The organism is Pseudomonas sp. AE27 (assembly GCF_037113495.1).
GTDB classification, from domain to species: domain Bacteria; phylum Pseudomonadota; class Gammaproteobacteria; order Pseudomonadales; family Pseudomonadaceae; genus Aquipseudomonas; species Aquipseudomonas palmensis.
In genome coordinates this window covers 3279501-3306474 of the sequence record NZ_CP146966.1, presented here as the reverse complement: position 1 = coordinate 3306474, position 26974 = coordinate 3279501, and the positions used below count along the sequence as shown (strand labels likewise).

General features: G+C 62.0%; 27 protein-coding genes and 1 tRNA gene. 23 read left to right on the top strand and 5 right to left on the bottom strand.

The genetic code is table 11. The features are described 5' to 3' along the window. The first annotated feature begins 21 nt into the window (after positions 1-21). The 15 genes from aspS (at position 22) to V9K84_RS15050 (ending at position 12210) form a co-directional block, all read left to right on the top strand. A complete protein-coding gene (gene aspS, locus V9K84_RS15120; protein WP_043864301.1) occupies positions 22-1797 on the top strand; it encodes an aspartate--tRNA ligase in 1776 nt (591 codons plus the stop codon). A 121-nt stretch (positions 1798-1918) separates the two neighbouring features. After that, entirely contained in the window at positions 1919-2665 is a 747-nt protein-coding gene (locus V9K84_RS15115) for a YebC/PmpR family DNA-binding transcriptional regulator (RefSeq protein WP_043864245.1), read from the top strand. Between the two features lie 116 nt (positions 2666-2781). Then, the gene (gene ruvC, locus V9K84_RS15110; protein WP_043864244.1) at positions 2782-3306 is read left to right on the top strand and encodes a crossover junction endodeoxyribonuclease RuvC; all 525 of its coding nucleotides are present in this window, start codon (positions 2782-2784) and stop codon (positions 3304-3306) included. Positions 3307-3414: 108 nt separating this feature from the next. After that, positions 3415-4023 carry a Holliday junction branch migration protein RuvA gene (gene ruvA, locus V9K84_RS15105; RefSeq protein ID WP_043864300.1) on the top strand — a complete coding sequence of 203 codons (609 nt, stop codon included), beginning with the start codon at positions 3415-3417 and terminating at the stop codon, positions 4021-4023. Next, a complete protein-coding gene (ruvB, locus tag V9K84_RS15100; RefSeq protein WP_043864243.1) occupies positions 4024-5079 on the top strand; it encodes a Holliday junction branch migration DNA helicase RuvB in 1056 nt (351 codons plus the stop codon). A 125-nt stretch (positions 5080-5204) separates the two neighbouring features. After that, positions 5205-5660 (top strand): tol-pal system-associated acyl-CoA thioesterase, encoded by a 456-nt coding sequence (gene ybgC / locus V9K84_RS15095; RefSeq protein ID WP_043864242.1) that lies wholly within the window; start codon positions 5205-5207, stop codon positions 5658-5660. Positions 5661-5662: 2 nt separating this feature from the next. Continuing rightward, a complete protein-coding gene (gene tolQ, locus V9K84_RS15090; protein ID WP_043864241.1) occupies positions 5663-6358 on the top strand; it encodes a protein TolQ in 696 nt (231 codons plus the stop codon). A 14-nt stretch (positions 6359-6372) separates the two neighbouring features. Beyond that, positions 6373-6825 carry a protein TolR gene (tolR, locus tag V9K84_RS15085; RefSeq protein ID WP_043864240.1) on the top strand — a complete coding sequence of 151 codons (453 nt, stop codon included), beginning with the start codon at positions 6373-6375 and terminating at the stop codon, positions 6823-6825. Continuing rightward, positions 6825-7910, top strand: a complete 1086-nt coding sequence (tolA, locus tag V9K84_RS15080; protein ID WP_043864239.1) for a cell envelope integrity protein TolA — start codon at positions 6825-6827, stop codon at positions 7908-7910. The genes tolR and tolA overlap by 1 nt, the downstream gene beginning before the upstream one ends. 47 nt (positions 7911-7957) lie before the next feature. Beyond that, on the top strand, positions 7958-9208 hold the full coding sequence (gene tolB, locus V9K84_RS15075) for a Tol-Pal system beta propeller repeat protein TolB (RefSeq protein WP_213085823.1): 1251 nt from the start codon (positions 7958-7960) through the stop codon (positions 9206-9208). 52 nt (positions 9209-9260) lie between these two features. Then, complete coding sequence (pal, locus tag V9K84_RS15070; RefSeq protein WP_042121796.1) at positions 9261-9758, top strand: peptidoglycan-associated lipoprotein Pal; 498 nt, start codon at positions 9261-9263, stop codon at positions 9756-9758. Positions 9759-9764: 6 nt separating this feature from the next. Then, positions 9765-10577 (top strand): tol-pal system protein YbgF, encoded by an 813-nt coding sequence (gene ybgF / locus V9K84_RS15065; RefSeq protein ID WP_054914972.1) that lies wholly within the window; start codon positions 9765-9767, stop codon positions 10575-10577. A gap of 158 nt (positions 10578-10735) precedes the next feature. Further along, complete coding sequence (gene queE / locus V9K84_RS15060; protein WP_043864236.1) at positions 10736-11383, top strand: 7-carboxy-7-deazaguanine synthase QueE; 648 nt, start codon at positions 10736-10738, stop codon at positions 11381-11383. A gap of 15 nt (positions 11384-11398) precedes the next feature. Beyond that, positions 11399-12073 (top strand): 7-cyano-7-deazaguanine synthase QueC, encoded by a 675-nt coding sequence (queC, locus tag V9K84_RS15055; protein WP_058541509.1) that lies wholly within the window; start codon positions 11399-11401, stop codon positions 12071-12073. A 61-nt stretch (positions 12074-12134) separates the two neighbouring features. Then, positions 12135-12210 (top strand) — tRNA-Lys (locus V9K84_RS15050). A 158-nt stretch (positions 12211-12368) separates the two neighbouring features. Here V9K84_RS15050 and V9K84_RS15045 read toward each other — a convergent pair. Continuing rightward, positions 12369-12719, bottom strand: a complete 351-nt coding sequence (locus V9K84_RS15045) for a DUF2493 domain-containing protein (protein ID WP_078480038.1) — start codon at positions 12717-12719, stop codon at positions 12369-12371. 25 nt (positions 12720-12744) lie between these two features. Then, positions 12745-15456: a magnesium-translocating P-type ATPase gene (gene mgtA / locus V9K84_RS15040; RefSeq protein ID WP_088514486.1), complete on the bottom strand. Its 2712-nt coding sequence runs from the start codon at positions 15454-15456 to the stop codon at positions 12745-12747. Positions 15457-16511: 1055 nt separating this feature from the next. On the opposite strand from mgtA, the gene V9K84_RS15035 reads away from it, so the two are divergent. From V9K84_RS15035 to nadA, 6 genes are all read left to right on the top strand, one after another. Further along, positions 16512-17702 carry an FAD/NAD(P)-binding oxidoreductase gene (locus V9K84_RS15035; RefSeq protein ID WP_058541512.1) on the top strand — a complete coding sequence of 397 codons (1191 nt, stop codon included), beginning with the start codon at positions 16512-16514 and terminating at the stop codon, positions 17700-17702. A 26-nt stretch (positions 17703-17728) separates the two neighbouring features. After that, a complete protein-coding gene (locus V9K84_RS15030) occupies positions 17729-18091 on the top strand; it encodes a DUF1641 domain-containing protein (protein WP_078480035.1) in 363 nt (120 codons plus the stop codon). A gap of 26 nt (positions 18092-18117) precedes the next feature. Next, positions 18118-18936, top strand: coding sequence for a methyltransferase domain-containing protein (locus tag V9K84_RS15025; protein WP_088514488.1), 819 nt, complete (start codon positions 18118-18120; stop codon positions 18934-18936). A gap of 215 nt (positions 18937-19151) precedes the next feature. Further along, entirely contained in the window at positions 19152-20021 is an 870-nt protein-coding gene (locus V9K84_RS15020) for an oxaloacetate decarboxylase (RefSeq protein WP_043864299.1), read from the top strand. Between the two features lie 40 nt (positions 20022-20061). After that, positions 20062-21552: a YdgA family protein gene (locus V9K84_RS15015; RefSeq protein WP_088514489.1), complete on the top strand. Its 1491-nt coding sequence runs from the start codon at positions 20062-20064 to the stop codon at positions 21550-21552. A 209-nt stretch (positions 21553-21761) separates the two neighbouring features. Further along, positions 21762-22820 carry a quinolinate synthase NadA gene (nadA, locus tag V9K84_RS15010; protein WP_043864228.1) on the top strand — a complete coding sequence of 353 codons (1059 nt, stop codon included), beginning with the start codon at positions 21762-21764 and terminating at the stop codon, positions 22818-22820. An 82-nt stretch (positions 22821-22902) separates the two neighbouring features. Here the strand turns inward: nadA and V9K84_RS15005 are convergent, their stop codons facing one another. Further along, complete coding sequence (locus V9K84_RS15005) at positions 22903-24336, bottom strand: M48 family metalloprotease (protein ID WP_043864227.1); 1434 nt, start codon at positions 24334-24336, stop codon at positions 22903-22905. Between the two features lie 128 nt (positions 24337-24464). Between V9K84_RS15005 and V9K84_RS15000 the strand changes: the two genes are divergently transcribed. Both V9K84_RS15000 and V9K84_RS14995 read left to right on the top strand, forming a co-directional pair. After that, on the top strand, positions 24465-24704 hold the full coding sequence (locus V9K84_RS15000; RefSeq protein ID WP_043864226.1) for a sulfurtransferase TusA family protein: 240 nt from the start codon (positions 24465-24467) through the stop codon (positions 24702-24704). Between the two features lie 23 nt (positions 24705-24727). After that, complete coding sequence (locus V9K84_RS14995) at positions 24728-25798, top strand: AI-2E family transporter (protein WP_043864225.1); 1071 nt, start codon at positions 24728-24730, stop codon at positions 25796-25798. Positions 25799-25828: 30 nt separating this feature from the next. Here the strand turns inward: V9K84_RS14995 and V9K84_RS14990 are convergent, their stop codons facing one another. Both V9K84_RS14990 and V9K84_RS14985 read right to left on the bottom strand, forming a co-directional pair. Further along, a complete protein-coding gene (locus V9K84_RS14990) occupies positions 25829-26302 on the bottom strand; it encodes a peroxiredoxin (RefSeq protein ID WP_043864224.1) in 474 nt (157 codons plus the stop codon). Positions 26303-26313: 11 nt separating this feature from the next. Beyond that, positions 26314-26874, bottom strand: a complete 561-nt coding sequence (locus tag V9K84_RS14985; RefSeq protein ID WP_043864223.1) for a glycine cleavage system protein R — start codon at positions 26872-26874, stop codon at positions 26314-26316. Positions 26875-26974: the final 100 nt, after the last annotated feature.

Genomic DNA, 26974 nt, shown 5'->3' with positions numbered 1-26974 from the left:
ACGAGAAGCGAAACCACCATCATGATGCGCAGCCACTATTGCGGCCAACTGAACGAGAGCCTGGAAGGTCAGGAAATTACCCTTTGCGGCTGGGTCCATCGTCGTCGCGACCACGGCGGGGTGATTTTCCTCGACATCCGTGATCGCGAAGGCATGGCTCAGGTCGTGTTCGACCCGGACCGCGCAGAAAGCTTTGCCGCCGCCGACCGCGTGCGCAGCGAGTACGTGGTGAAGATCACCGGCAAGGTGCGTCCGCGCCCTGCAGGCGCAGTCAACGCCAACATGGCCTCGGGCGCCATCGAAGTGCTGGGCTACGAGCTCGAAGTGCTGAACGAAGCGGAAACCCCGCCGTTCCCGCTCAACGAGTACTCCGACGTGGGTGAAGAGACCCGCCTGCGCTATCGCTTCATCGACCTGCGTCGTCCGGAAATGGCCGAGAAGCTGCGTCTGCGCTCGCGCATCACCACCAGCATCCGTCGCTTCCTCGACGAAAACGGCTTCCTCGACGTCGAGACGCCGATCCTGACCCGCGCTACCCCGGAAGGCGCGCGTGACTACCTGGTGCCAAGCCGTACCCACGCCGGCAGCTTCTTTGCCCTGCCGCAATCGCCGCAGCTGTTCAAGCAACTGCTGATGGTGGCCGGTTTCGATCGCTACTACCAGATCGCCAAGTGCTTCCGCGACGAAGACCTGCGCGCCGACCGCCAGCCGGAATTCACCCAGATCGACATCGAGACCAGCTTCCTGGACGAGACCGAGATCATGGGCCTGACCGAAAGCATGATCCGCAAACTGTTCAAGGAAGTCCTGGACCTGGAGTTCGGCGAATTCCCGCACATGACCTTCGAAGAGGCCATGCGCCGCTACGGTTCGGACAAGCCTGACCTGCGCAACCCGCTGGAACTGGTGGATGTGGCCGACCAGCTGCAAGCGGTCGACTTCAAGGTGTTCAGCGGCCCGGCCAACGACCCGAAATGCCGCGTTGCCGCACTGCGTGTACCGGGCGGGGCGAGCATGCCGCGCAGCCGTATCGACGAGTACACCAAGTTCGTCGGCATCTACGGTGCCAAGGGCCTGGCGTACATCAAGGTCAACGAGCGCGCCAAGGGCGTCGAGGGCCTGCAGTCGCCAATCGTCAAGAACATCCCCGAGGCCAACCTGAACGTGATCCTCGATCGCGTGGGCGCGGTCGATGGCGACATCGTGTTCTTCGGTGCCGACAAGTCCAAGATCGTCAGCGAAGCCCTGGGCGCGCTGCGCATCAAGGTCGGCAACGACTTCAACCTGCTGACCTGCGAATGGGCACCGATGTGGGTTGTCGACTTCCCGATGTTCGAAGAGAACGACGACGGCAGCTTCACGGCGCTGCACCACCCGTTCACCGCGCCAAAATGCTCCCCTGAAGAGCTGGAGGCCAACCCGGCCACCGCGCTGTCGCGCGCCTATGACATGGTGCTCAACGGCACCGAACTGGGTGGCGGTTCGATCCGTATCCACCGCAAAGAGATGCAGCAGGCCGTGTTCCGACTGTTGGGCATCGAGGCGGCGGAACAGGAAGAGAAGTTCGGCTTCCTGCTCGACGCGCTGAAGTTCGGTGCACCGCCGCACGGTGGCCTGGCCTTCGGTCTGGACCGCCTGGTGATGCTGATGACCGGCGCCCAGTCGATTCGTGAAGTGATCGCCTTCCCGAAAACCCAGAGCGCGGCGTGCGTCATGACCCAGGCCCCAGGCCTGGTCGATGCCAAGGCACTGCGCGAGCTGCACATCCGTCTGCGCGAACAGCCCAAGGCTGAGTAAGCGGGCCCGGGGCGCATCCACTTGGATGCGCCTTTGCGTTACGGCATACCGAATTGATTGCCCACGCCAGGTTTTTCCGGGCGGGGGCGTGGTTTTGTTTCAAGGATTTCTGGAGTCAGTTATGGCGGGTCATTCCAAGTGGGCGAACATCAAGCACCGCAAAGAGCGCCAGGATGCCAAGAGAGGCAAGATCTTCACCAAGTGGATTCGTGAGCTGACCGTCGCCGCCAAGCAGGGCGGTGGCGACCCGAATTCCAACCCGCGCCTGCGCCTGGCGCTGGACAAGGCCTTGGGCGCGAACATGAGCCGCGACATCATCGATCGCGCCGTGGCCCGTGGTGCAGGCGCAACCGAAGCCGACAATGTCGAAGAGCTCAGCTACGAAGGCTACGGCCCGGGCGGCGTGGCGATCATGGTCGAGGCCATGACCGACAACCGCAACCGCACCGCCGCGGCCGTGCGCCATGCCTTCAGCAAGTGCGGTGGCAACCTGGGCACCGATGGCTCGGTGGCCTATCTGTTCGAGCGCAAGGGGCAGATCAGCTTTGCCGCCGGTGTCGATGAAGACGCGCTGATGGAAGCGGCGATGGAGGCCGATGCCGACGACGTGGTCAGCAACGAAGATGGCTCGTTCGACGTGTTCACCTCGTTTGCCAGCTTCTATGCGGTGCGTACTGCCCTGGAGGCTGCCGGCTTCAAGGCTGCGGACGCGGAAATCGTCATGCAGCCGACCACCAGCGCCGAACTCGACCTGGAGGGCGCACAGAAGGTGCTCAAGCTGATCGACATGCTTGAAGACCTGGACGATGTGCAGAATGTGTATTCCAACGCCGAAATTCCTGACGAAGTCATGGAACAACTCGGCTAAGGTTCAGTTCTGGCGTACTCGAGGCCGGATTCGTCCGCAGGCACCTTGTGCCCGTGACGGGTCCGGCTTCTGTCTTTTTAATGGCGCCCCGGTGCGCCACTGGTTGCGCAGGCGATATGACTCTGATTCTTGGTATTGACCCCGGCTCGCGGATTACCGGCTATGGTGTGGTGCGCCACACGGCGCGCGGGTGCGAGTACGTGGCCTCCGGTTGCATCCGTACCGGCAGCGGCGAGCTGCCCGAGCGCCTGCAGGTGGTATACCGCAGCGTGCGCGAAATCATCCAGTTGCACGGGCCGGTGACCATGGGTATCGAGCGGGTGTTCATGGCGCGCAACGCCGACTCGGCGCTCAAGCTCGGCCAGGCGCGCGGCGCCGCCATCGTCGCCGGGGTCGAAGAGGGCCTGGAGATCGCCGAGTACAGTGCCACCCAGGTCAAGCAGGCGGTCGCCGGTACGGGCGGGGCCAACAAGGAACAGGTGCAGATGATGGTCATGCACCTGCTCAAGCTCACCCAGAAGCCGCAGATAGACGCCTCCGATGCCCTGGCCATCGCCCTGTGCCATGCCCATACCCGTTCCAGCCTGGTGCCGCACGGGCTGGGCGCTGCACGCAGCCGCAGTGGCCGCCTGCGGCTCTGATAGCATCATCGGTTAACACAATTTCGCTTGCCGGCCACCGCCGGCTTGCAATCATGGCGGCTGATGGCGGGCTTGATCGCCCCGGCGCCCTGGATAAAGGACCTGAACGTGATTGGACGTTTGCGCGGTACCCTGGCTGAAAAGCAGCCGCCGCACCTGATTGTCGATGTCAACGGCCTGGGCTACGAGCTCGAGGTGCCGATGACCACCCTGTATCGCCTACCCAAGGTTGGCGAGGCAGTGACGCTGCACACCCACCTGGTGGTACGTGAAGACGCGCACCTGCTGTATGGCTTTCACGAAAAGCGCGAGCGCGAGTTGTTCCGCGAGCTGATCCGCCTCAACGGCGTAGGGCCCAAGCTGGCCCTGGCATTGATGTCGGGCCTGGAGGTCGACGACCTGATACGCTGCGTGCAGGCCCAGGACACCTCGGCGCTGGTCAAGGTGCCGGGGGTGGGCAAGAAGACCGCCGAGCGCCTGCTGGTCGAACTCAAGGACCGCTTCAAGGCCTGGGAAACCGCGCCAAGCCTGTTTACCCTGGTGTCCGACGGCCCGCAGCCGGTGGCAAGTGCCTCCACTGCCGAAACCGATGCGGTCAGCGCGCTGATCTCGCTGGGCTACAAGCCGCAGGAAGCCAGCCGCGCCGTGGCGGCCATCGATGCCAAGGGCCTGAGCAGCGAAGAGCTGATCCGGCGCAGCCTCAAGGGGATGATTTAAGTGATCGAAGCCGACCGACTCATAGCCGCTACCGGGCGCGACCGCGAAGAGGTCCAGGACCGGGCGATCCGGCCATTGCGCCTGGACGAGTACATCGGGCAGCCAGTGGTGCGCGAGCAGATGGCGCTGTTCATCCAGGCGGCACGTGGGCGCAGCGAGTCGCTGGACCATACGCTGATCTTCGGCCCGCCGGGCCTGGGCAAGACCACCCTGGCCAACATCATCGCGCAGGAGATGGGCGTTTCGATCAAGAGCACCTCCGGGCCGATCCTCGAGCGTCCGGGCGATCTGGCGGCGCTGCTGACCAACCTGGAACCCCACGATGTACTGTTCATCGACGAGATTCACCGGCTTTCGCCGATCGTCGAGGAAGTGCTGTACCCGGCCATGGAAGACTTCCAGCTGGACATCATGATCGGCGAGGGGCCGGCCGCACGTTCGATCAAGCTCGATTTGCCGCCGTTCACCCTGGTCGGGGCAACCACCCGCGCCGGCATGCTGACCAATCCGCTGCGCGACCGTTTCGGTATCGTGCAGCGCCTGGAGTTCTACAACACCGCAGACCTGGCCACCATCGTCAGCCGCTCGGGCGGGATTCTGGGCCTGCCGATCGAGGACGAGGGCGCCTTCGAGATCGCCCGGCGCGCCCGCGGCACCCCGCGTATCGCCAACCGCCTGCTGCGTCGTGTACGCGACTACGCCGAGGTGCGTGGCAAAGGTGACATCACCAAGGCCATCGCCGACCTGGCGCTGAACCTGCTGGACGTGGACGAGCGTGGTTTCGATCACCAGGACCGGCGCCTGCTGCTGACCATGATCGAGAAGTTCGACGGTGGCCCGGTGGGTGTTGACAGCCTGGCAGCGGCGATCAGCGAAGAACGTCACACCATCGAGGACGTGCTGGAGCCCTACCTGATCCAGCAGGGCTACATCATGCGCACACCCCGTGGGCGCGTGGTGACCCGGCACGCCTACCTGCACTTTGGCCTGAACATTCCGGGCCGCATGGGCGAGTCGGTCAACGGCGAGGGTTTTTCCGACCTGGCCGATGAATGACAGACTTATCCGGCGTTTTCGTGGTCCTATCGGCGGACACGCATGAGTCGCGCTGGCAATACGACATAATCCGTTAAAAACAGTTGGTGGGGCGGATTGGCAAGCTGAGGAGTTAGCACTAGAGTATGCGCGCGCAAAATGGGGTTGAGTCGTTCGCACATCGCTGTCGCGTCTATTACGAGGACACCGATGCGGGCGGCGTGGTGTATTACGTCAATTATCTGAAATTCATGGAGCGTGCCCGCACCGAGCGGTTGCGCGAGCTGGGCTTTGCCCAGTCTGCGATGGCAGAACAGAACACCTTGTTCGTCGTTCATTCCAGCGAGGCGCGCTACCACGCGCCGGCCCGCCTGGACGATGAATTGCGGGTCACCGCACAAGTGCTTGAATTGAATCGTGCCAGCCTGCGCTTCGTGCAGCAGGTCTGGCGCGAGCGTGATGCAACGCTGCTCTGCGAGGGGCAGTTCCTGGTGGCCTGTGTGCGCGCCGATACGTTCAAACCCCGGGCCATTCCTTCCGAGCTGCGTGCAGCCTTTGTGGCGGCGGATGGTGCGGGTAACCAAACAATTGCAGGAGATTAAGCGTGGAAGCTAACGTCGTCGACCATACCTCCATGTGGAGCCTGGTCAGTAATGCCAGCATCGTGGTGCAGCTGGTCATGCTGATTCTGGTGGCCGCATCGGTGACCTCGTGGATCATGATTTTTCAGCGCAGCACCATGCTGCGTGCCGGTCGTCGTGCGCTGGAAAGCTTCGAGGAGCGCTTCTGGTCGGGCATCGACCTGTCCAAGCTGTACCGCCAGGCCGGTAGCAACCCGGACCCGGACTCGGGTGTGGAGCAGGTCTTCCGTGCCGGCTTCAAGGAGTTCTCGCGCCTGCGCCAGCAACCGGGTGTCGACCCTGACGCCGTGATGGAAGGCGTTGGCCGGGCCATGCGCGTGGCCATCTCGCGTGAAGAAGAGAAGCTCGAACAGAGCCTGCCGTTCCTCGCCACCGTCGGTTCCACCAGCCCGTACATCGGTCTGTTCGGTACCGTATGGGGCATCATGAACTCCTTCCGCGGCCTGGCTTCGGCCCAGCAGGCGACCCTGGCCACTGTGGCTCCGGGTATCGCCGAGGCACTGATCGCCACCGCGATCGGCCTGTTCGCCGCAATCCCGGCAGTTATTGCCTACAACCGTTTCGCTGCACGCAGTGAAGTCTTGATCGGCCGCTACTACACGTTCGCCGACGAGTTCCAGGCCATCCTGCACCGTAAAGTGCACACCAGCGAAGAGTGATCAGGTAAAAGCCCATGGCTCGAGTTCGACACAAACGCAAGCCGGTCGCGGAGATGAACGTGGTGCCCTACATCGATGTGATGTTGGTACTGCTGGTCATCTTCATGGTGACCGCACCGATGCTCAACCAGGGCGTGAAGGTCGACCTGCCCAAGGTTTCCAGCGAAGCCTTGCCGCAGGACAACAACGTCCAGATCCTTACCATTTCGATCAAGGCCGACAAGACCTATTTCTGGAACCTTGGCAGCGAAGTCGACACCGAAAAGCAGATGGACAAGGCCATGACCTTGCCGCAAATGACCGACGCGGTGACCAAGATCATCGCGGCCGGACGTGACCAGGGCAAACAGACCCAGGTGTTCATCCGTGGCGACAAGGCCGTCGACTATGGCGCGGTGATGGGCGCCATGGGCGGGTTGCAGAAGGCCGGTGTCGGTAACGTTGGCCTGATTACCGAGGCGCCCTGATGCAACAGCGAGAGCCATCCGCCTCGGAAAGCTATTTCTGGCCCAGCGTCTGGGCCATCGCGCTGCACGTTCTGGTGTTCGGCATGCTGTTCGTCAGCTTTGCCATGACCCCGGAACTGCCGCCGGCCAAGCCTATTGTCCAGGCGACCCTGTACCAGCTGAAGTCCAAAAGTCAGGCCACCACCCAGACCAATCAGAAGATTGCGGGTGAAGCGAAGAAAACCGCTGCGCGCCAGACCGAAGTCGAGCAGATGGAACAGAAGAAGGTCGAGCAGCAGAAGCAGGAAGCGGTGAAGGCTGCGGAACAAAAGAAAGAAGAGGCGGCTCAAAAGGCCGAAGAAGCCCGCGAGGCGGCCGAAGCCAAGAAGGCCGACGAGGCCAAGAAAGCCGACGAGGCCAAAAAAGCGGACGCGGCCAAGAAAGCCGAGGAAGCCAAGAAGGTCGAAGAGAAACAGCAGGCCGACCTCGCCAAGAAGAAAGCCGAGGAAGAGGCCAAGAAACAGGCAGCAGAAGAGGCCAAGAAGCAGGCCGCTGAAGACGCCAAGAAGAAAGCCGCCGAGGATGCCAAGAAAAAGGCAGCCGAGGATGCGAAGAAAAAAGCGGCAGCCGAAGAGGCCAAGAAAAAGGCCGCCGAGGATGCCAAGAAGAAAGCCGCAGCCGATGCGGCCAAGAAGAAGTCAGCAGAAGCGGCGCGCAAGGCGGCGGAAGACAAGAAAGCCCAGGCCCTGGCCGAGCTGTTGTCCGACTCTACCGAACGGCAGCAGGCGCTGGCCGACGAGCAGGGTGACCAGGTGGCCGGCGACTTCGACGACCTGATACGTGCCCGCGCAGCCGAAGGCTGGGCGCGCCCACCTTCTGCACGCAAGAACATGACGGTGGTCCTGCAGATTGGCATGTTGCCCGATGGCACCGTGACCACGGTGAGCGTTGCACGCTCCAGTGGTGATGGTCCGTTCGATGCTTCTGCGGTAGCAGCGGTCAAGAACATTGGCCGCCTGACCGAAATGCAGGGCTTGAAACCGAGCGAATTCAATCCCTATCGTTCATTCAAGATGACATTCACACCTGAGGATCTAGCCTTGTGATTAACCTTCTTAGAGGACTGCTGGTCGTTCTCTGCTGCGCAGCAGGGATGGCCGTTGCAGAAGAAAAGAACATCCTGGTCACCAGCGGCAGTGACCGTGCCACGCCGATCGCGGTCGTGCCGTTCGCCCTGCAGGGTGGCAGTGTGCTGCCCGAGGACATGGCCGATATCATTGGCAATGACCTGCGCAACTCCGGCTACTACGCGCCGATTCCGCGCCAGAACATGATCAGCCAGCCTAGCCAGGCCAGCGAAGTCATCTTCCGCGACTGGAAGGCCCTGGGCGCCCAGTACGTGATGGTAGGCAGCATCGTGCCAGCGGGCGGTCGCCTGCAGGTGCAATATGCGCTGTTCAACGTCGCCACCGAGCAGCAAGTGCTGACCGGCAGCGTCTCGGGCACTACCGACCAGCTGCGTGACATGTCGCACTACATTGCCGACCAGTCGTTCGAGAAGCTCACCGGCATCAAGGGTGCGTTCTCCACGCGCATGCTGTACGTCACCGCCGAACGCTTCTCCAAGGACAACACTCGTTACACGTTGCAGCGTTCGGACTACGACGGCGCCCGCGCCGTGACCCTGCTGCAGTCGCGCGAGCCGATCCTGTCGCCGCGCTTCGCGCCAGACGGCAAGCGCATTGCCTATGTGTCGTTCGAACAGCGTCGTCCGCGTATCTTCGTACAGCACATCGACACTGGCCGTCGTGAGCAGATCACCAACTTCGAAGGCCTCAACGGTGCACCAGCCTGGTCGCCCGATGGTTCGCGCCTGGCGTTCGTGCTGTCCAAGGACGGCAACCCTGACATCTATGTGATGAACATGGCTTCGCGCCAGATGTCGCGTGTCACGGCCGGCCCGGGTATCAACACCGAGCCGTTCTGGGGCAAGGATGGTTCGACCATCTATTTCACGTCGGATCGTGGCGGCAAGCCGCAGATCTACAAAACCAACGTTTCGGGTGGTGGTGCCGAGCGTGTAACTTTCGTGGGTAACTACAACGCCAACCCTAAACTGTCGGCGGATGAAAAGACCCTGGTAATGATTCATCGCCAGCAAGGTTTCACCAACTTCAAGGTGGCCGCGCAGGATTTGCAGCGAGGAAGTGTAAAAATCCTCTCTGAAACAAGTCTTGATGAGTCACCCACTGTTGCGCCCAACGGCACCATGCTAATCTACGCCACCCGCCAGCAGGGCCGGGGAGTCTTGATGCTCGTCTCTCTCAACGGACGCGTGAGGCTCCCGCTTCCTACCGCTCAAGGCGAAGTCAGAGAACCGTCCTGGTCCCCTTACCTGAACTGACGCGGCGCTTTACGTAACACTTAACACATTGGGGTTCATTAGGAGTTTCACGATGGAAATGCTGAAGTTTGGTAAGTTTGCTGCGCTGGCTCTGGCCATGGCTGTAGCTGTAGGTTGCTCCTCCAAGGGCGGCGACAACGCTGGTGAAGGCGCTGTTGATCCAAACGCTGGTTACGGCGCTAACACCGGTGCTGTTGACGGTTCCCTGAGCGAAGAAGCCGCTCTGCGCGCAATCACCACCTTCTACTTCGAATACGACAGCTCGGACCTGAAGCCAGAAGCCATGCGCGCTCTGGACGTTCACGCCAAAGACCTGAAAGGCAATGGCGCTCGCGTCGTCCTGGAAGGCAACACCGACGAGCGTGGTACTCGCGAATACAACATGGCCCTGGGCGAGCGTCGTGCTAAAGCCGTACAGCGCTACCTGGTACTGCAAGGCGTTTCCCCAGCCCAACTGGAACTGGTTTCCTACGGCGAAGAGCGTCCAGTTGCTACCGGTAACGACGAGCAATCCTGGGCTCAGAACCGTCGCGTCGAACTGCGTAAGTAATTCGATATGCGAACGTGCCGCCGTGCTGTAACCGTCCTGGCTCTCGCCCTGCCACTCGTGGCCTGGGCCGAGGTTCCTGTTGTTGATGACAACGCTGGCTATAACGGCGCAAGCAGTTATCCGCCAGCGGGTTATGGTACGAGCGGCGCCTACGCCGGGGGAGGGGTTTCGGCCCCTGCCTCGGCGCAGGGTCAGCTGTTCATGCAATTGCAGCAGATGCAGGATCAGATTTCGCGCCAGCAAGGCGTGATCGAAGAACTGCAAAACGATGTAGCCCGCCTGAAACAGGAAGGCCTGGAGCGTTACCAGGACCTGGATCGGCGTATCGGAGCCGGCGGTGCACCCGCTGCAACTCCAGAGAATTCCTCCACCGGTGGTGATGTAGCCGCCGGTGCCGCTGCAGGCGCGGCCACCGCCCCTGCGGCCAGTAGCGAACCTGGCGATCCGGCGAAAGAAAAGCTCTATTACGACGCTGCTTTCGACCTGATCAAGGCCAAGGATTTCGACAAGGCCAGCCAGGCATTCAATGCCTTCCTGCGCAAGTACCCCAACAGTCAGTACGCCGGCAATGCCCAGTACTGGCTGGGTGAAGTGAATCTTGCCAAGGGCGACCTGCAGGGCGCCGGCCAGGCGTTTGCCAAGGTCAGCCAGCTGTATCCGAAGCACAGCAAGGTGCCGGACTCGCTGTACAAGCTGGCCGATGTCGAGCGCCGCCTGGGTCACACCGACCGGGTCAAGGGTATTCTGCAGCAGGTGGTCACCCAGTACCCGGGTACCTCCGCCGCACAGTTGGCCCAGCGCGACCTGCAGAAGCTCTGAACTGCCCGCCTGGAAGAAACCCGCGCTAGTCGCGGGTTTTTTCGTTAGAATCGATGCCCTTTTATTGACACACGCTGCTGCGAACTACGCGATGCCGGGTTCGCTGCAGTGCCTGACGGAGGCGGACAGCCTGTTTAGCTGTTACGCCCGTGGCGACTATGCAAGACACATTACGAATTACCGAAGTTTTTTACTCGTTGCAGGGTGAAACGCGTACCGCTGGGCTGCCCACGGTATTTGTACGTCTCACCGGCTGCCCTTTGCGTTGCCAGTATTGTGACAGTGCCTATGCCTTCAGTGGTGGCACCGTGCGCAGCCTCGACTCGATTCTCGAGCAGGTGGCTGGTTTTCGCCCGCGTTACGTGTGCGTCACTGGCGGTGAGCCATTGGCCCAACCCAACGCCATCCCCTTGCTCAAGCAATTGTGCGACGCCGGCTATGAGGTGTCGCTGGAAACCAGCGGAGCACTGGACATCTCGAAGGTCGACCAGCGCGTCAGCCGGGTGGTGGACCTCAAGACGCCGGGCTCCGAAGAGATGCACCGCAACCTCTACGAGAATATCGAGCTGCTGACCCCGAACGATCAGGTCAAGTTCGTCATCTGTTCCCGTGAAGACTATGACTGGGCGGTATCCAAGCTGATCCAGTATGGTCTGGAGAAGCGTGCCGGGGAGGTGCTGTTTTCGCCGAGCCACCATCAGGTCAAGGCCAGCGACCTGGCCGACTGGATCGTGGCCGATAATTTGCCGGTTCGTTTTCAACTGCAGTTGCACAAGCAATTGTGGAACGACGAGCCGGGACGCTGATTGGGGAGTGATGTCATGACTGAGAAACGTGCGGTAATCCTGCTGTCTGGTGGCCTGGACTCGGCCACGGTGGTCGCGATGGCCAAGGCCGAAGGCTACAGCTGCTATACCATGAGTTTCGACTACGGCCAGCGTCATCGCGCCGAACTGGACGCCGCTGCGCGAGTTGCCCGTGACCTGGGTGCAGTCGAGCACAAGGTGATCGGCCTGAGCCTGGATGGTATTGGTGGTTCGGCGCTGACCGACAGCAGCATCGATGTACCCGAGACGCCGGGTGAAGGCATTCCAGTGACCTACGTACCGGCGCGCAATACCGTGTTCCTGTCGTTGGCGCTGGGCTGGGCCGAGGTGTTGCAGGCGCGGGATATCTTCATCGGCGTGAACGCGGTGGATTACTCGGGCTACCCGGATTGCCGTCCCGAGTTCGTCGAGGCATTCGAGCGCATGGCCAACCTGGCCACCAAGGCCGGTGTCGAGGGGCAGGGCTTTCGCATCCAGGCACCGTTGCAGAACCTGAGCAAGGCGCAGATCGTTCAGGCGGGCATGGCGCGTGGTGTCGACTACAGCCTCACTGTGTCGTGCTATCAGGCTGACGATCAAGGCCGTGCCTGTGGCAAGTGCGACAGCTGCCGCCTGCGTGCAGATGGCTTCCGGGCAGCCGGCGTGACCGACCCTACCCGATATTTTTGATTTTTTTTACGGTGGGGTGTTGATTTCCTTAAGGAAATCAGTATTATACGCCCCACGCAACGGGTCGTTAGCTCAGTTGGTAGAGCAGTTGGCTTTTAACCAATTGGTCGTAGGTTCGAATCCTACACGACCCACCATTTCGAAAAACCCGCTTTCCATGAGAAAGCGGGTTTTTTTTCGTCTGTTGAATTTCCCTCCCTGTTCAGCAACTGAACCATGATCTGCGGGTTGACCTGGAGTTTGCGTTCGCGCCAGCTCGGCTGGGTGCGAGCTGGCGCGGGAGGGGGTCACCGGTCTACGGGTTGCCTGCCGAGAGTGTCTGCAGGCCCTGGCTTCGGGCCTGGTCGAGCAGTTCTTCAGTGTCTGCCCCGCCGGGCAGTGCGAGCACGATGTCCGGTCGGCTATCGGCCAGCATGAAGCGGTTGCGCAGGCGTTCGGCCTGTTTGCCGTGGTGCTGCCAGTTGGGTGGGTAGCGCACGATGTGGGCTGCGTTTTCCCGGGCCCAGTCCTCGATATGCGCACCGAGGAACTGACTGCCACCGTGGATGACCACCTGCACCGGGTGCAGGCGCTGGAAAGCTTCCAGAACCTGCCGGCACACCCGGCTGTCGGCGTAATGGCGGCCGGCGCAAATCAGTACGCGCATAGGCGTTCTCCCTGAGCCACGTTCTTCAGAACCACTGCTTGAAGCGGCGGATGTACAAGGTCTTCATGGTCTGGGCGACCACGCAGTAGCTGAGCAGTGTGCCCACCAGCCAAGGGAAGTATTCCCACGGCAGCGGAACCAGGCCGACCATGCTGCCCAGCGGCGAGAAGGGCACGTAGATTCCCAGCGCCATCACCAGCCCCGTCGCCAGCATTACCGGCAAGGCTGCAGTGCTCTGGATGAACGGGATCTTGCGGGTGCGCAGCATGTGCACCACCAGGGTCTGGGACAGCAGCCCTTCGATGAACCAGCCCGACTGGAACAGGCTGGCCATTTCCACGCTGTTGGCGGCGAACACATACCACATCAGCGCGAAGGTGGTGATGTCGAAAATGGATGATGTTGGCCCTATCCACAGCATGAACCGCCCGATGTTCCGGGCATCCCATTTGCGTGGCTTGGCCAGGTACTCCTTGTCCATCTTGTCCCATGGCAGCGCCAGCTGGGAGAAGTCGTACATCAGGTTCTGCAGCAACAGGTGAATCGCCAGCATCGGCAGGAAGGGGATGAAGGCACTGGCGACCAGCACCGAGAACACGTTGCCGAAGTTGGAGCTGGCGGTCATGTTCAGGTACTTCATGATGTTGCCGAAGGTCTCGCGACCCTTGATCACCCCTTCCTCCAGTACCATCAGGCTCTTTTCCAGCAGGATGATGTCTGCCGACTCCTTGGCAATGTCGGTGCCGCTGTCCACCGAGATGCCGACGTCGGCGTCGCGCAGGGCAGGGGCGTCGTTGATCCCGTCACCCAGAAACCCGACGGTGTGGCCGTTGGCTTGAAGGGCCTTGAGTACGCGGGACTTCTGCAGTGGCGTGAGCTTGGCGAACACCGTGCGCTCTTCCACCCGGCGCGCGAGCACCTCATCGTCCATGTGCTCGATGTCGCGGCCCAGTAGCGGCTCGCCTGCCTCCAGGCCCACTTCCCGGCAGATCTTGGCGGTAACGGTGGGGTTGTCGCCGGTGAGTACCTTGACCGTCACGCCGTTGTCGCGCAGTGCGGCGATGGCCGGGCCGGCGCTTTCCTTGGGCGGGTCGAGGAAGGTCAGCAAGCCTTCGATGATCAGCTCGCGCTCATCACTGGCGCTGTACTGGGTCTGCGTCTGGCCTGCGGCTATTTGGCGGGTACCCACCAGCAGCACGCGAAAGCCGTCGCGGTTATAGGCCTCGGCGAGTTTGAGCAGGGCCGAACGGCGCTCGGCATCCAGGCTTACGGCAGTGCCCTGCTGGCGGACCCGGCTGGCGGTCTCCAGCATCTCTTCCACGGCGCCCTTGCACACCAGCAGGTGACCACCACTGGCATCGGCCAGAATCACCGACAGACGCCGACGTACGAAGTCGAAGGGCAGTTCGTCGACCTTGCGCCAGGCTGCCGGAGGGGTGAACTGCTGATTGTCCTCGGCGAAACTGACCACGGCACGGTCCATGAGGTTTTTCATGCCGCTCTGGTGGTGGCTGTTGAGCCAGGCCAGTTGCAGCACCTCGTCGCAGCGGTTGCCACCGACATCGACATGGTGTTCGAGGATGATGCGGTCCTGGGTCAGGGTGCCGGTCTTGTCGGTGCACAGTACGTCCATGGCGCCGAAGTTCTGGATCGCGTTCAGGCGCTTGACCACTACCTTGCGCCTGGCCATGGCGGCCGCGCCCTTGGCCAGGTTGGCGCTGACGATCATCGGCAGCATTTCCGGGGTCAGGCCAACCGCTACCGCCAGGGCGAACATGAAGGCTTCGGCCCAGTCCCCCTTGGTGAAGCCGTTGATCAGCAGCACGATGGGCACCATCACCAGCATGAAGCGGATCAGCAGCCAGCTCACGCTGTTGACCCCGCGGTCGAAGGCGGTGTGCGCGCGGGAGCCGACGATGGAGCGGGCCAGTGAGCCGAAATAGGTACGAGCCCCGGTGGCGACCACCACGGCCGTGGCGGTCCCGCTGACCACGTTGGTGCCCATGAAGCAGATGTTGGGAAGGTCCAGCAGGTCCTGTTGGTCGGCGGCCTGGGCCTTGGCGGATTTTTCCTGCACCGCACCCAGGGTGTCGTACTTTTCCACTGGCAAGGCTTCGCCGGTCAGTACCGCCTGGCTGATGAACAGGTCGCGGGACTCGATCAGGCGAATGTCTGCGGGGATCATGTCGCCGGCAGACAGCTGGATGATGTCGCCCACCACCAGTTCGCGCATGGGTAGTTCTCGAACCCGCGCCTGGGCCCCTAGCTGCTCGCGCCGCAGCACGGCTGCGGTGGTGCGCACCATCGCCTTCAGGGCTTCGGCGGCCTTGGCCGATCGGTGTTCCTGCCAGAAACGCATCACGCCGCTCGCCAACACCATCACCAGCACGATGATCACGCCGGTCAGGTCGGTTTCTTCGCCGGCCTGCAGCGGCAGCCAGAAGTCGGTGAAGAAACTGATACCCGTCAAGGTCATCAGCACATAGATGAAGGGGTTGTTGAAAGCGTGCAGCAACTGCACCAGTGCATGGGGCGGACGGTCATGGGCGACTTCGTTGTGGCCGTCCCGTTGCAGGCGGCCCTGGGCTTCTTCTTCGGTGAGTCCGGCGGGGCTGGAGTTGACGTTGGCCAGGGTAACGGCCAGGCCGTTCTGGGCTTCGCGCGCGGCGCGCATCGACAGCTTGTTGCTGTCACGGGTGGGGTGGGTGTGGCGGGGTGTTGGGTTTTTTACAGTCATGGTCTGTGCTCCTGCCGCCTGCTCGCGGCACGACACACCGACAACTCAACTAATCATAGGCGAGTGAAAGTATGTCGAGTCGCGGGCAGGCGATCGATTCGAAGAGTGGGATCTTTAGCGGTGACGTTCGCTGCCTGTTGAATGAACGTGCACAGGCAGCGAACCGACTACTGGCCTCTTCCATAATGTGCTCCACAGATTTTTATTAATGCGAAGGCAATAAAGTGCCGGCGAATTTTCCAACTAGGAAATTCGTTTTTTAATAAGCGCAAAGTTGCCGTTTATTCAAGGGGAAGTACGCACCCCGAATGCATGCAAACCTGGATCAGGCGTGCTGCAGAAACAGGGCGGCGCCCCGACTCGGTGGGTCCTGACTGTCGTCCAGGCTCCAGCGCTGCTGGCGTTGGCCGCTTGTGGAGCAGATGCGCCAACGGGCCCGCAAGGCGCTGCTGGCAGGGGAGTCGCAGGGGAGCCTTGGCGCACGCACGGGCTGCCTGGGCGCGCGCAGAAGCCTGGCCCGCAGGGCTGAAGTGAAGGCGCGTACGCCCGGTATTGCAGAAGAAGTGAAGTACATAACGTGTGCCTCGCGACCGGACGAACCGGGGAGGCAAGCCACGTTGGAGCATCAAGCCCTAGCGCAGCTTACCCGACCGCGGAGTCGAGTCCCGTCATTTTCAGGGTTAAGTGCCTGGCGTTGCGCAGCGGCAATGACCAGACAGCGTCTAGATACTATGTCCATTGGCTTCTTTGGTGAGTTGAAAAAAGGCCGGATTTCCGGCCCGCGCAATTTACTCAGGAGGGGGAGCGAAGTCAACAGCAATCAGGCGTGAAAATTGAAACGTTAATAAAATTTCACACAAAGCAGCCAGCGGCAGAGGAGAGTCTGCCTGTGCCAAGGAATAATGCTAAGTGGGCAGAGTTTCACCGGTGGAAGGGTAATATTTTTTTGAAACAGCAATTAATGTCTGTTTTGCTATAGCGATTCTGTATATGGCATTTTTTTATAATTGCTATGGTACTTGGCATGGATTCAAAACCAGCCAGGGAGTGGGGCTATGTCTAAAACTATTGTCGTCGTGGGGGGAGGTGTAGGCGGCACGATGCTCGCCAATCAATTGGTCAGACAACTTTACCCGGAAATACTCAAACACCAGGTCACGGTCAAACTGCTGTCGAATTCGCCGGATCATTATTACAAACCTGCCTTCATGTACGTTGCCTTCAACAGCTATTTCCAGGAAGACCTGAAACGGCCCGAGCGTTCGCTGTTGCGACCTGAAATCGACTTCCAGGTGGAGGAGGTGACCCGCTTCGACTTCACCGGGCAAACCCTGCACACCCGCTCTGGAAGGCGCGTGGGCTATGACTTTCTGGTGATCGCGACGGGCTGCGTACCCGCTCCCGAGCGCATCGAGGGGCTGCAGGAGGCGGGGGATCATTTCTATCAATACAAGGCGGCGCGACAATTGGCGCAACGTCTGATGACGATTGAAAAAGGGCGCATCTTCATATCCGTTTCTTTCCCACAGACGCCCAATGTTCCGCACCAGTGCGGTATTGCGCCGGTGGAAACTACCTTGATGCTGGATGACTTGCTGCGCCGTCGCGGTGTTCGCAATAACATTGAAATTGTTTATACCTATCCGACCACTGCGCAATTGCTCAGAAACTGTCTGTTCATGCAGCGGCCAACCGGAGAACTGTTGCCCACCCTTTTTGAACAGAAGAACATCAGGTTTCAGCGTGGCTTCACCCTGGACCGCGTGGACCCGGATCAACGTATTGCCTATTCGGCCGAAGGCCAGGCGCAGCCGTTCGACATCCTGATGGCGACCCCACCCATTCGTGCAGTGGACGCGGTGATACAGAGCGGTGCGTCCCAGGCCCCCAACAACGAGGGCTGGCTGCCGACCAACCACGAGACCCTGCAGGTCTACGGCCTGGAGAACGTCTACGTGATCGGCGACACCATGGACCTGCCCATCAGCAAGGCGGGCGGTGCCTGCCATAACCAGGCACCGGTGGTGGCCAACAACATCGCCGGCGAGATTCGCCTGGGCACCCCCTGCGCCGTCTACGACGGGAAGGTCCAGGCCGTTGCGCAGATGGGCCTCAACGCCGGCATGCCACTGACCTACAACTACCAGCAGGATGTGGTGCCCACCCCGCCGACCAAGCTGGGCGGCCTGTTGCGCAATGGATTCAACCGGGGCCTCTACTGGGCGGTTGCCCGTGGAATGATCTGAGTCGAGCGGTGCAGGAGTACGTCGATATGGAAACCTTCGAGCCTACCGTGGAACACCTTGCTCACCCGGGCGTTGATGCCCTGATGAAAAAACTCGAACCGCTGCTGGTCAGTGGTCGCATGGACAACATCATCGACTTGCTGTCGCTGGGGTCCGACCTGGTCGACCTGCTCGACACCGCGATGGTGGACAAGCTGGCCCATGGGTTCGAGGACGTGACAGCCCTGACCTGGACCGTGGGCAACGCGCTGCGCATGGCGCAGGCGCAGAGCAGCGATACCCAGCCACCAAGCCTGCTTGGCCTGGTGCAACTGCTGCGCGAGCCGCAAACGCGACGTGGTATCGCTCTGGTGTTGAGGGTGTTGAACAATCTTGGACGGCAATATTGATCGCATGGAGCGAGAGGAACGTGGCAATGCTTGTAAAACAGCAACAGGGTCTGCGCGGGAGTACGACCTGGGACCCGCAAGGCTATCAGCAGTTTTCGCGTTTGAGGGAGCGTCCGGTGATCGAGCTGCTCGATCACCTGCCGTTGCAGGCACCAGCGTCCATCTATGATTTGGGCTGTGGTACCGGAATCGCCACCCGGCTGCTGGCCGAACGCTGGCCGGAGGCACAGTTGTTCGGCGTCGACAGCTCGGCAGAAATGCTCGCCGAGGCCCGAGCCCTGCCGGTCAATGCCCAATGGCTGAACAGCGACATAGGCCAGTGGGAGCCCGAGCAGCCGGCAAGCCTGCTGTTCGCCGCTGCCGTGCTGCATTTCATGGAGGACCACGAAAACCTGCTGCCGCGGCTGCTCGGCAATCTGCACGCCGGCGGCTACCTGGCGCTGCACATGCCCAACTGGCGGGATGCACCCTGGTACCACCTGATGCTCAGGGCCCTGAGCGAATGCGGGCCTGCGGGCCGGGTGATCGGCACGCTGGAGCTGCGCAAGTTCATGTCGGCGCGTAATGTCCTGTCCCTGGACTGCTACTACCGGTTGCTGGCGCCGCTTACCAGCAAGCTGGATATCTGGGAAACCGAGCATCTGCAGGTGGTCGAAGGCCAGTCGCCGGTGTTCGACTGGGTCAAGGTTTCGGCACTGCGCCCGGTGCTCAGCTCCCTGGATGACGAGGACCGGGAGGCGTTTCTGCGCAAGTACCTCAGGCTTCTGGAAGCGCACTACCCGCGTGAGGACGACGGGCGCACGCTGTTCCCGTTCAAGCGCACCTTCATCGTGGCCTCGGTCTGAGATTGCCCTTGGGCGGTCACTCTCGACAGCCCTGCAAACCGCGACTGGTCTCTCCCTCAGAATGAGGGGGGCAGCGCGTGCAGGGCTTCTGAAGGGGGGCGTTTTCGTTTTCTGTTCGCTTATTTTTGTTTGGGTTCGGGTCTGGCGACTGTCGGAGTGTCGGGCAGGAATGGTATGTTCTCCTCCAGAATGAAGATGAAGAAACTGGAATGATCATGCCTAGAGCCTCCCACCAAGATTTGCGCCGTGCCTTTCGTAAACTCCTGGCCTCCCCGGTCTGCTATCACACGGCTTCCGTGTTCGACCCGATGTCTGCGCGAATCGCCGCCGACCTCGGCTTCGAAGTCGGCATCCTGGGCGGCTCGGTGGCTTCGTTACAGGTGCTGGCGGCTCCGGACTTTGCCCTGATCACCTTGAGTGAATTTGCCGAGCAGGCCACGCGCATCGGGCGTGTCGCACAGCTGCCGGTGATCGCCGACGCCGACCACGGCTACGGCAACGCGCTGAACGTGATGCGCACCGTCACCGAGCTCGAGCGCGCCGGCGTGGCTGCGCTGACCATCGAAGACACCCTGCTGCCTGCCCAGTTCGGGCGCAAGTCCACCGACCTGATCAGCATCGACGAAGGCGTGGGCAAGATCCGCGCTGCCCTGGAGGCTCGCGTCGACCAGGAGCTGTCGATCATCGCGCGCACCAATGCCGCGCTGATCCCGGTCGAAGAAGTCATTGCCCGCGTGGTTGCGTACCAGAATGCTGGCGCCGACGGCGTGTGCATGGTCGGCATTCGCGATTTCGATCACCTCGAAGAGATTGCCCGCCACGTCAGCGTGCCGCTGATGCTGGTGACCTACGGCAACCCGCAGCTGCACGACGACACGCGTCTGGCCGAGCTGGGCGTGCGTATCGCCGTGGATGGCCATGGCGCCTACTTCGCCGCGATCAAGGCCACCTACGACTGCCTGCGCGAGCAGCGCCGCATCACCAGCAGCGCCTCGGACCTCAGTGCCACCGAACTCACCCATACCTACACCGTACCCGGCGACTACATCGTCTGGGCGCGGGAGTTCATGGACGTCAACGAGTAACATCGCTTCACCTCAATATGGATAGCAAACGGATCAATTCATGAAGAAAACACTGGGAGTGGTGTGCGGGCTTGCCGTCGCCGTAGCGGCCGTATGCACGGCCGGGGCGTGGTATACGGGCAAGCAGTTGCCTGGCGTGCTGGAGCACGCTACCGCACAGTCCAATCTGCAGATGCAAAAGTCGTTCAAGGGCCTGGGTGCCACGGCGCGGCTTGAGCTGGTATCGCTGGAGCAACACCTGTTCAGCAGTGTCGCGCGTTACAGGTTCACCGTGCAGAACCTGGAGCTGGGCGATGAGCCGAGCAACCTGGAACTGACCCTGGTCGATCGCATCGAGCACGGGCCGTTTCCCTGGCAGCGGGTCAAGGCATTCAAGCTGATGCCGGTGATGGCGGCATCCAGCACCTCGATCGAGAAGGATGCCACCACAGCCGAATGGTATGCGGCCAGCGGTGATGTCTCGCCGGTGCAGGGCGAGTTCAGCCTGGGCTATGACCAGTCGTATGACGGCACGTTGAGGCTGATGCCGCTGGACATCGCCAAGGACGGTTCGTCGGTGAAGTTCTCCGGCTTCGACCTGGGCATGAGCGGTGACTTCGAAGGCAAGCGCCTCAAGCTCGACGGCAGCATGGGCACCTTGCAGGTGTCGATGGTCGATAGCGAGACGCCGCCGCTCAAGTTCGACCTCAAGGGCCTGAAACTGGTTGCAGACCTCACCCTGACGCCCTACGACTTCTATGAAGGCCAGGCCGACGTGACCCTGGGCGACAGCGCCTTCACCTTTGGCGATCGCCAGGTACCGCTGACCGTCAAGGGTGTGGAGCAACGCAACACCTACAAGGTCAACGGCGACAAGGTCGATGCCAGGGCCGCCTACAAGGTCGACGCCATCACCTATGACGGCAAGGCCGTGGGCGGCGGGCAACTGGTGGTGGCGGTCAACCGCTTCGATATCCCTGCGCTGCAGGCGATCATGGCGATCTATGAGAAGCACATGCCCCAGTTGCAGGAGACGGCCGCTGCCGGCCAACCGCCCGAGCTGGAGCTGAATGCCGAAGAGCAGGCGCTGATGCAGGTGCAGATGATGCAGTTGCTGGCGGGCAAGCCTCAGGTGGCCGTGGAGGACCTTTCCTTCAAGACCGCCAACGGTGAAAGTCGCTTCAACCTCACCCTGGACCTGGCCAAGCCGACGTCGGCCGACCTGCCTTCCGATCAGCTGGTGCGCCAGATGATCGAGAAACTGCAGAGCAGCTTGTCGCTGTCCAAGCCGATGATCGGTGACCTAGCAGCCTTGCAGGCCAGCCTGGAAGGGCAGGACGAGGCGCAGGTCAAGCAGGCCGCAATGGCCGGCGAGATGGTCGGGCAGATGGCCTTGTATTCCAAGCTGGCCACGCTCAAGGGCAATGACATCATTGCCAACCTGCACTATGCCGATGGCCAGGTGGCCTTCAACGGGCAGAAGATGACCGTTGAAGAGTTCGCCGCGCTGGTGATGTCCAGCCTCGGCGGCCTGCAACCGGCAGGCAACTGACCGCTGGGCTGGCGGGCTTGCCCCGCCAGCCTGGTTTGGCAAAAAACCCTTTAGAATTCATTCGATTATCTGTAGCCTTCGGCAACCCATAAAACCCGAGGCCGCAGAGGGTCTTTGGTTCTGTCGTACAGGCTGAACCGTTATCCGATTTGCCAGGGCTCGGTGATACACTCGACTTACGCGCACTAGCGCCTGCAGGTCTTGCGAACATGACCCAGATTTCCGAACGCCTTCTGGTCCAGGCCCACCTCGACGCCAAGCAGCCCAAGCCGCTGACGCCCGAGCAAGAGGCTGACTACCGTGCCGCCATCGCCGCCGAGCTCAAGGCTCAGGACGCCGTGCTGGTGGCCCACTTCTACTGTGATCCGGTGATCCAGGCCCTGGCCGAGGAGACCGGCGGTTGCGTGTCCGACTCGCTGGAGATGGCCCGTTTCGGCAACCAGCATCCGGCCAAGACCGTGGTGGTGGCCGGTGTACGCTTCATGGGTGAGACGGCGAAGATCCTCAACCCCGAAAAGCGCGTGCTGATGCCGACCCTGGAGGCTACCTGCTCGCTCGACCTGGGTTGCCCGGTGGAGGACTTTTCGGCGTTCTGCGACAAGCACCCCGAGCGCACCGTGGTGGTGTATGCCAACACGTCGGCGGCGGTCAAGGCGCGGGCCGACTGGGTGGTGACCTCCAGCTGTGCGCTGGAGATCGTCGAAAGCCTGATGGATAACGGCGAGACCATCATCTGGGGGCCTGACCAGCACCTGGGCCGTTACATCCAGAAGAACACCGGCGCCGACATGCTGCTGTGGGACGGTGCCTGCATCGTTCACGAGGAGTTCAAGTCGCGTCAGTTGCTGGACATGAAGGCGCTGTACCCGGACGCGGCGATCCTGGTGCACCCCGAGTCGCCAGAGGCGGTGATCGACCTGGCCGATGCGGTGGGTTCCACCAGCCAGCTGATTGCGGCTGCGCAGCGCATGCCGAACAAGACCTTCATCGTGGCCACCGACCGCGGCATTTTCTACAAGATGCAGCAGTTGTGCCCGGACAAGGTCTTCGTCGAGGCGCCCACTGCCGGCAACGGCGCGGCGTGCCGCAGTTGCGCGCACTGCCCGTGGATGGCGATGAACACGCTTGAGCGCACCTTGCAGTGCCTGCGCGAGGGCAGCAACGAGATCTTCGTCGAGCCAGCGCTTATCCCGCAGGCACTCAAGCCACTCAAGCGTATGCTGGACTTCACCCAGGCGGCGCGGCTCAAGCTCTCCGGCAACGCCTGAAAGCAGCATCGCGGGTCGAGCCCGCTCCCACAAGGGGGCGGGGCTGAGCCGCGATATGGTGTGCGCGCTACCTTGATGCGTGTCAGCGCATCATGTCCTTGACCATCCGCTGCTGTTCCATCAGCTCGCGCTGACGGGCATCGATCTTCGACGACAGCACAAAGTTGTTGCCCGCCCGCTGCTTGGCGTAGTCGAGCTGCTGCAAGGCCTGGTCGAAGTCGCCCACCAGGGCAAAGTACTCGGCGCGAGCCTGGTGCAGGCCGATTGTGTTGCCCGACAGGCCGCGAACCTCCGCCACCTCATACCAGACATCCGGGTCTTGCGGCCGATTCTTGAGCAGCGCATCCAGTGCCTTCTCTGCCTCGGCCGGGCGGTTCTGCTTGAGCAGCAGGTCGATGCGTGACTGCTGCAGCGGGTAGTTACCCGGGTACAGGGCTCGCATCTTCTCCACCCGTTGCTGGGCATCGGCCAGGCGGTTGTTGGTGACGTCCAGGTCGATCTGCGCAAGGTTGTAGGTGATGTCGTTGGGTGCCTTGGCGAGCAAGGGCTTGAGGCTCTCGCGGGCCTCGTTGAGCTGGCCGCCCTTGATCTGCGCCAGTGCCAGGCCGTAACGCGCCGCATCCAGGTTGGGGTTTTCGTCCAGCAGGGCGCGGAAGCGCTTGGCACCCAGGCCCGGCGTGCCTTCGTAGGTCAGTTGCAGGCGTGCACGAATCAACTGGTAGCGCAGGCTGTCATCCACACCGCCCTTGGGGGCCTGTTCGGCACGGTTGCGGGTGTCGGCGACCCGCGACTCGGTAACCGGGTGAGTCAGCAGAAATTCCGGTGGCTTGGCGCTGTACTGGTACTGGCGCATCAGCCGTTCGAACATGGTCGGCATGTTGCGTGGATCGTAGCCGGCCTTTTCCAGGTTGAGGATGCCGATGCGGTCGGCCTCCTGTTCGTTCTGGCGCGAGAAGCGCCGTTGTTCCTGGATCGCGGCGGCCTGGGTGCCGGCAATCGCGGCGATGCCGGCATCGCCGGCCCCGGCAGCGGCGGCAATGATGCCCACCAGCAGGGCGCCCATCATCGGCAGTTGCATGCGTTGCTGGGCTTCCACGCCGCGGGCGAAGTGGCGTTGCGACAAGTGCGCCAGTTCGTGGGCCAGCACCGAGGCGTACTCGCCCTCGGTCTGGGCGTTCAGGAACAGGCCGCCGTTGACCCCCACGATCCCGCCAGGGGCGGCGAAGGCGTTGAGTTCCTTGCTGTCGATCAGGATGAACTCCAGGCGCCGGTCCTGCAGCTGGCTGGTTTCGGCAAGGCGGTAGACGCTGGTTTCGACGTAGTCCTTGAGCTGGGGGTCCGACAACTGGCGCACGTTGCCGCGCAGCAGGCTCAACCAGGCGCGGCCCAGTTGGTGTTCCTGTTGCGGGGAAACGATGGCCGAGCTGGCGTCGCCGAGTGACGGCAGGTCGTCGGCATGGCTCGGTAGAGCCAGCAGGCAAGCCAGCGTCAGCAGGGTAGGGCGCAGAAAATTCATGCACGAAGCTCGGGTCGACAAAGAACCTTACTGTAGCCGGCTCACACGTTGACGACCAGTGGCGGTATCCTACGAGGTCTGTGCATGCCGCTACCTGCCGTGGGCATGCACCTGCCTGGAGAAGCCCGATGACCGATGCCGTACCCTGCGACGCCGAACTGGATGCCAGCGGCCTGAATTGCCCCTTGCCGTTGCTCAAGGCCAAGATGGAGCTCAACCGCCTGGGCAGTGGTGCAGTACTCAAGGTGGTGGCCACCGATGCCGGCTCGCAGCGCGACTTCCGCACTTTTGCCCGCCTGGCCGGTCATACGCTGCTGCATGAGCAGGCCGACGCCGGGGTCTACACCTACTGGCTCAAGAAAGCCTGAACCCTTCTCTTTAAGGATCACCGATGTTCAAAGTGCTTCGTGGCTGGCTGCACCGCTATTTCTCGGATGAAGAAGCGGTGGTGCTGGCGGTGCTGCTGTTTCTGGGGTTCACCGCGATACTGACCCTGGGCGGCATGCTGGCGCCGGTGCTGGCGGGCATGGTGCTGGCGTTCCTGATGCAGGGCCTGGTCAATGCGCTGGAGCGCCTGCGGGTGCCCAGCAAGGTGGCGGTGGGGCTGGTGTTCCTGCTGTTCCTGAGCGCGCTGGCGGTGTTCCTGCTGGTGCTGGTGCCGTTGCTCTGGCACCAGTTGATCACCCTGTTCAACGAACTGCCGGGCATGCTTGGCAAGTGGCAGTCGCTGCTGTTGCTGCTGCCGGAGCGCTACCCGCATCTGGTCTCGGATGAGCAGGTGCTGCAGGCCATCGAGGCGATGCGCGGCGAGATCGGCAAGTTCGGTCAATGGGCGCTGACCTTCTCGCTGTCGAGCCTGCCGTTGCTGGTCAACATCATGATCTACCTGGTGCTGGTGCCGATCCTGGTGTTCTTCTTTCTCAAGGACCGCGAGCAGATCGCGCGCTGGGTCAGCGGCTACCTGCCGCGCGAGCGGGCCCTGATGACCCGCGTGGCCGAGGAGATGAACCGCCAGATCGCCAACTACATTCGCGGCAAGGGCATCGAGATCCTGATCTGCGGCGTGGCCACCTACATCGCGTTCATCGCACTGGGCCTGAACTATGCGGCGCTGCTTGCGCTGCTGGTGGGGTTGTCGGTGGTGGTGCCGTATGTGGGGGCGGTGGTGGTAACCGTACCGGTGACCCTGATTGCCCTGTTCCAGTGGGGCTGGGGCGACCAGTTCATCTACCTGATGGCGGTGTACGCGATCATCCAGGCGCTGGACGGCAACGTGCTGGTGCCGCTGCTGTTCTCCGAAGCGGTCAGCCTGCACCCGGTGGCGATCATCTGTGCAGTACTGCTGTTTGGCGGATTGTGGGGCTTCTGGGGGATCTTCTTCGCGATCCCGCTGGCTACGCTGTTCAAGGCGGTGCTCGACGCCTGGCCGCGGCGTGAGCCGGTGGTGGCGCCGCTGCTCTAGCCGCGGCGCACGCTTCGCCGGCGAAGCGCTTCAGCCCTTGTTCAATGCTTGCGCCTGCGCCAGCACCGCCTCCACATGCCCGGGCACCTTCACGCCGCGCCATTCCTTGCGCAGCACACCCTCGCTGTCGATCAGGAAGGTGCTGCGGTCCACCCCCATGTATTCCTTGCCGTACAGCTTCTTGAGCTTGATCACGTCGAACAGCTGGCACAGGGCTTCGTCCTTGTCGCTGATCAGCTCGAACGGGAAGCCCTGCTTGGCCTTGAAGTTCTCGTGGGACTTGAGCCCGTCACGCGATACGCCGAACACCTCGGTGTTGGCCGCCTGGAACGCCGCGTACTGGTCGCGAAAGCCCTGGCCTTCGGTGGTGCAGCCCGGGGTGCTGTCCTTGGGGTAGAAGTAGATCACCACTTGGCGACCCTTCAGGCCGCTCAGGCTGACGGTCTTGGCGCCGGTGGCTTGCGCCTCGAAATCGGCGACGGGTTGGTCGAGTGCTACGGCCATTGCGGGTTTCCTTACATGGGGTTCTGTGGGCGCCACGGTTCGATCAGCGCATCCAGGTTCAGGGCGTCGGAGAAGTCCAGGAACTGGTCACGCAGCCAGCTGATCTGGGTGCCGGCCGGCAGGGTCACGGTGAACGTGGCGTTGAGCATGGTGCCGCCGGTCTGTGGTGCCTGATAGGTGTCGCAGGTCAGGTTCTCCAGCTCGACGTTGTGGTCGATGAAGAACTGGCACAGCTCGTTGATGATGTCGGGGCGGTACGCGGCACTGACATAGGCGACGTAGGGCAGCGACAGCGGGCGCACTTCGAGTTCGGCGCTACGCACCACATTCACGGTGAAGGTGTGCTTCTTGGCAAGGGTCGGCAGCGCCGCTTCGAAACGCGCCAGGGCGTCCCAGCTACCGGTGACCTGCAGCACCAGTGCGCTGCACTCGCCGTGGCGGGTCAGGCGCGAGGTGACGACCGAGCAGCGATTGTCGTTGCTGGCCCGGCACAGAATGTTGGTCAGTTCCATGGGGTTGGCGCCCAGGGCACTGATGACAAGGAATTGTTCGCGAACGGTGGGGGTGGACATGCAGCATTCCTAAAGCGATGAGCGGTCGGTACGTGACGGGGCAAATAGGCTTGTCGGCGTGGTTCCGTGGCTCAGGATCGAGGGCTCGGGCACTGTCGGG

Coding starts and splice junctions, on each gene's coding strand:
- aspS (WP_043864301.1), top strand. CDS start 22: ATGATGCGCAGCCACTATTGCGGCCAACTGAACGAGAGCCTGGAAGGT.
- V9K84_RS15115 (WP_043864245.1), top strand. CDS start 1,919: ATGGCGGGTCATTCCAAGTGGGCGAACATCAAGCACCGCAAAGAGCGC.
- ruvC (WP_043864244.1), top strand. CDS start 2,782: ATGACTCTGATTCTTGGTATTGACCCCGGCTCGCGGATTACCGGCTAT.
- ybgC (WP_043864242.1), top strand. CDS start 5,205: ATGCGCGCGCAAAATGGGGTTGAGTCGTTCGCACATCGCTGTCGCGTC.
- tolR (WP_043864240.1), top strand. CDS start 6,373: ATGGCTCGAGTTCGACACAAACGCAAGCCGGTCGCGGAGATGAACGTG.
- tolA (WP_043864239.1), top strand. CDS start 6,825: ATGCAACAGCGAGAGCCATCCGCCTCGGAAAGCTATTTCTGGCCCAGC.
- tolB (WP_213085823.1), top strand. CDS start 7,958: ATGGCCGTTGCAGAAGAAAAGAACATCCTGGTCACCAGCGGCAGTGAC.
- pal (WP_042121796.1), top strand. CDS start 9,261: ATGGAAATGCTGAAGTTTGGTAAGTTTGCTGCGCTGGCTCTGGCCATG.
- ybgF (WP_054914972.1), top strand. CDS start 9,765: ATGCGAACGTGCCGCCGTGCTGTAACCGTCCTGGCTCTCGCCCTGCCA.
- queE (WP_043864236.1), top strand. CDS start 10,736: ATGCAAGACACATTACGAATTACCGAAGTTTTTTACTCGTTGCAGGGT.
- queC (WP_058541509.1), top strand. CDS start 11,399: ATGACTGAGAAACGTGCGGTAATCCTGCTGTCTGGTGGCCTGGACTCG.
- V9K84_RS15045 (WP_078480038.1), bottom strand. CDS start 12,719: ATGCGCGTACTGATTTGCGCCGGCCGCCATTACGCCGACAGCCGGGTG.
- mgtA (WP_088514486.1), bottom strand. CDS start 15,456: ATGACTGTAAAAAACCCAACACCCCGCCACACCCACCCCACCCGTGAC.
- V9K84_RS15035 (WP_058541512.1), top strand. CDS start 16,512: ATGTCTAAAACTATTGTCGTCGTGGGGGGAGGTGTAGGCGGCACGATG.
- V9K84_RS15030 (WP_078480035.1), top strand. CDS start 17,729: ATGGAAACCTTCGAGCCTACCGTGGAACACCTTGCTCACCCGGGCGTT.
- V9K84_RS15025 (WP_088514488.1), top strand. CDS start 18,118: ATGCTTGTAAAACAGCAACAGGGTCTGCGCGGGAGTACGACCTGGGAC.
- V9K84_RS15020 (WP_043864299.1), top strand. CDS start 19,152: ATGCCTAGAGCCTCCCACCAAGATTTGCGCCGTGCCTTTCGTAAACTC.
- V9K84_RS15015 (WP_088514489.1), top strand. CDS start 20,062: ATGAAGAAAACACTGGGAGTGGTGTGCGGGCTTGCCGTCGCCGTAGCG.
- nadA (WP_043864228.1), top strand. CDS start 21,762: ATGACCCAGATTTCCGAACGCCTTCTGGTCCAGGCCCACCTCGACGCC.
- V9K84_RS15005 (WP_043864227.1), bottom strand. CDS start 24,336: ATGAATTTTCTGCGCCCTACCCTGCTGACGCTGGCTTGCCTGCTGGCT.
- V9K84_RS15000 (WP_043864226.1), top strand. CDS start 24,465: ATGACCGATGCCGTACCCTGCGACGCCGAACTGGATGCCAGCGGCCTG.
- V9K84_RS14995 (WP_043864225.1), top strand. CDS start 24,728: ATGTTCAAAGTGCTTCGTGGCTGGCTGCACCGCTATTTCTCGGATGAA.
- V9K84_RS14990 (WP_043864224.1), bottom strand. CDS start 26,302: ATGGCCGTAGCACTCGACCAACCCGTCGCCGATTTCGAGGCGCAAGCC.
- V9K84_RS14985 (WP_043864223.1), bottom strand. CDS start 26,874: ATGTCCACCCCCACCGTTCGCGAACAATTCCTTGTCATCAGTGCCCTG.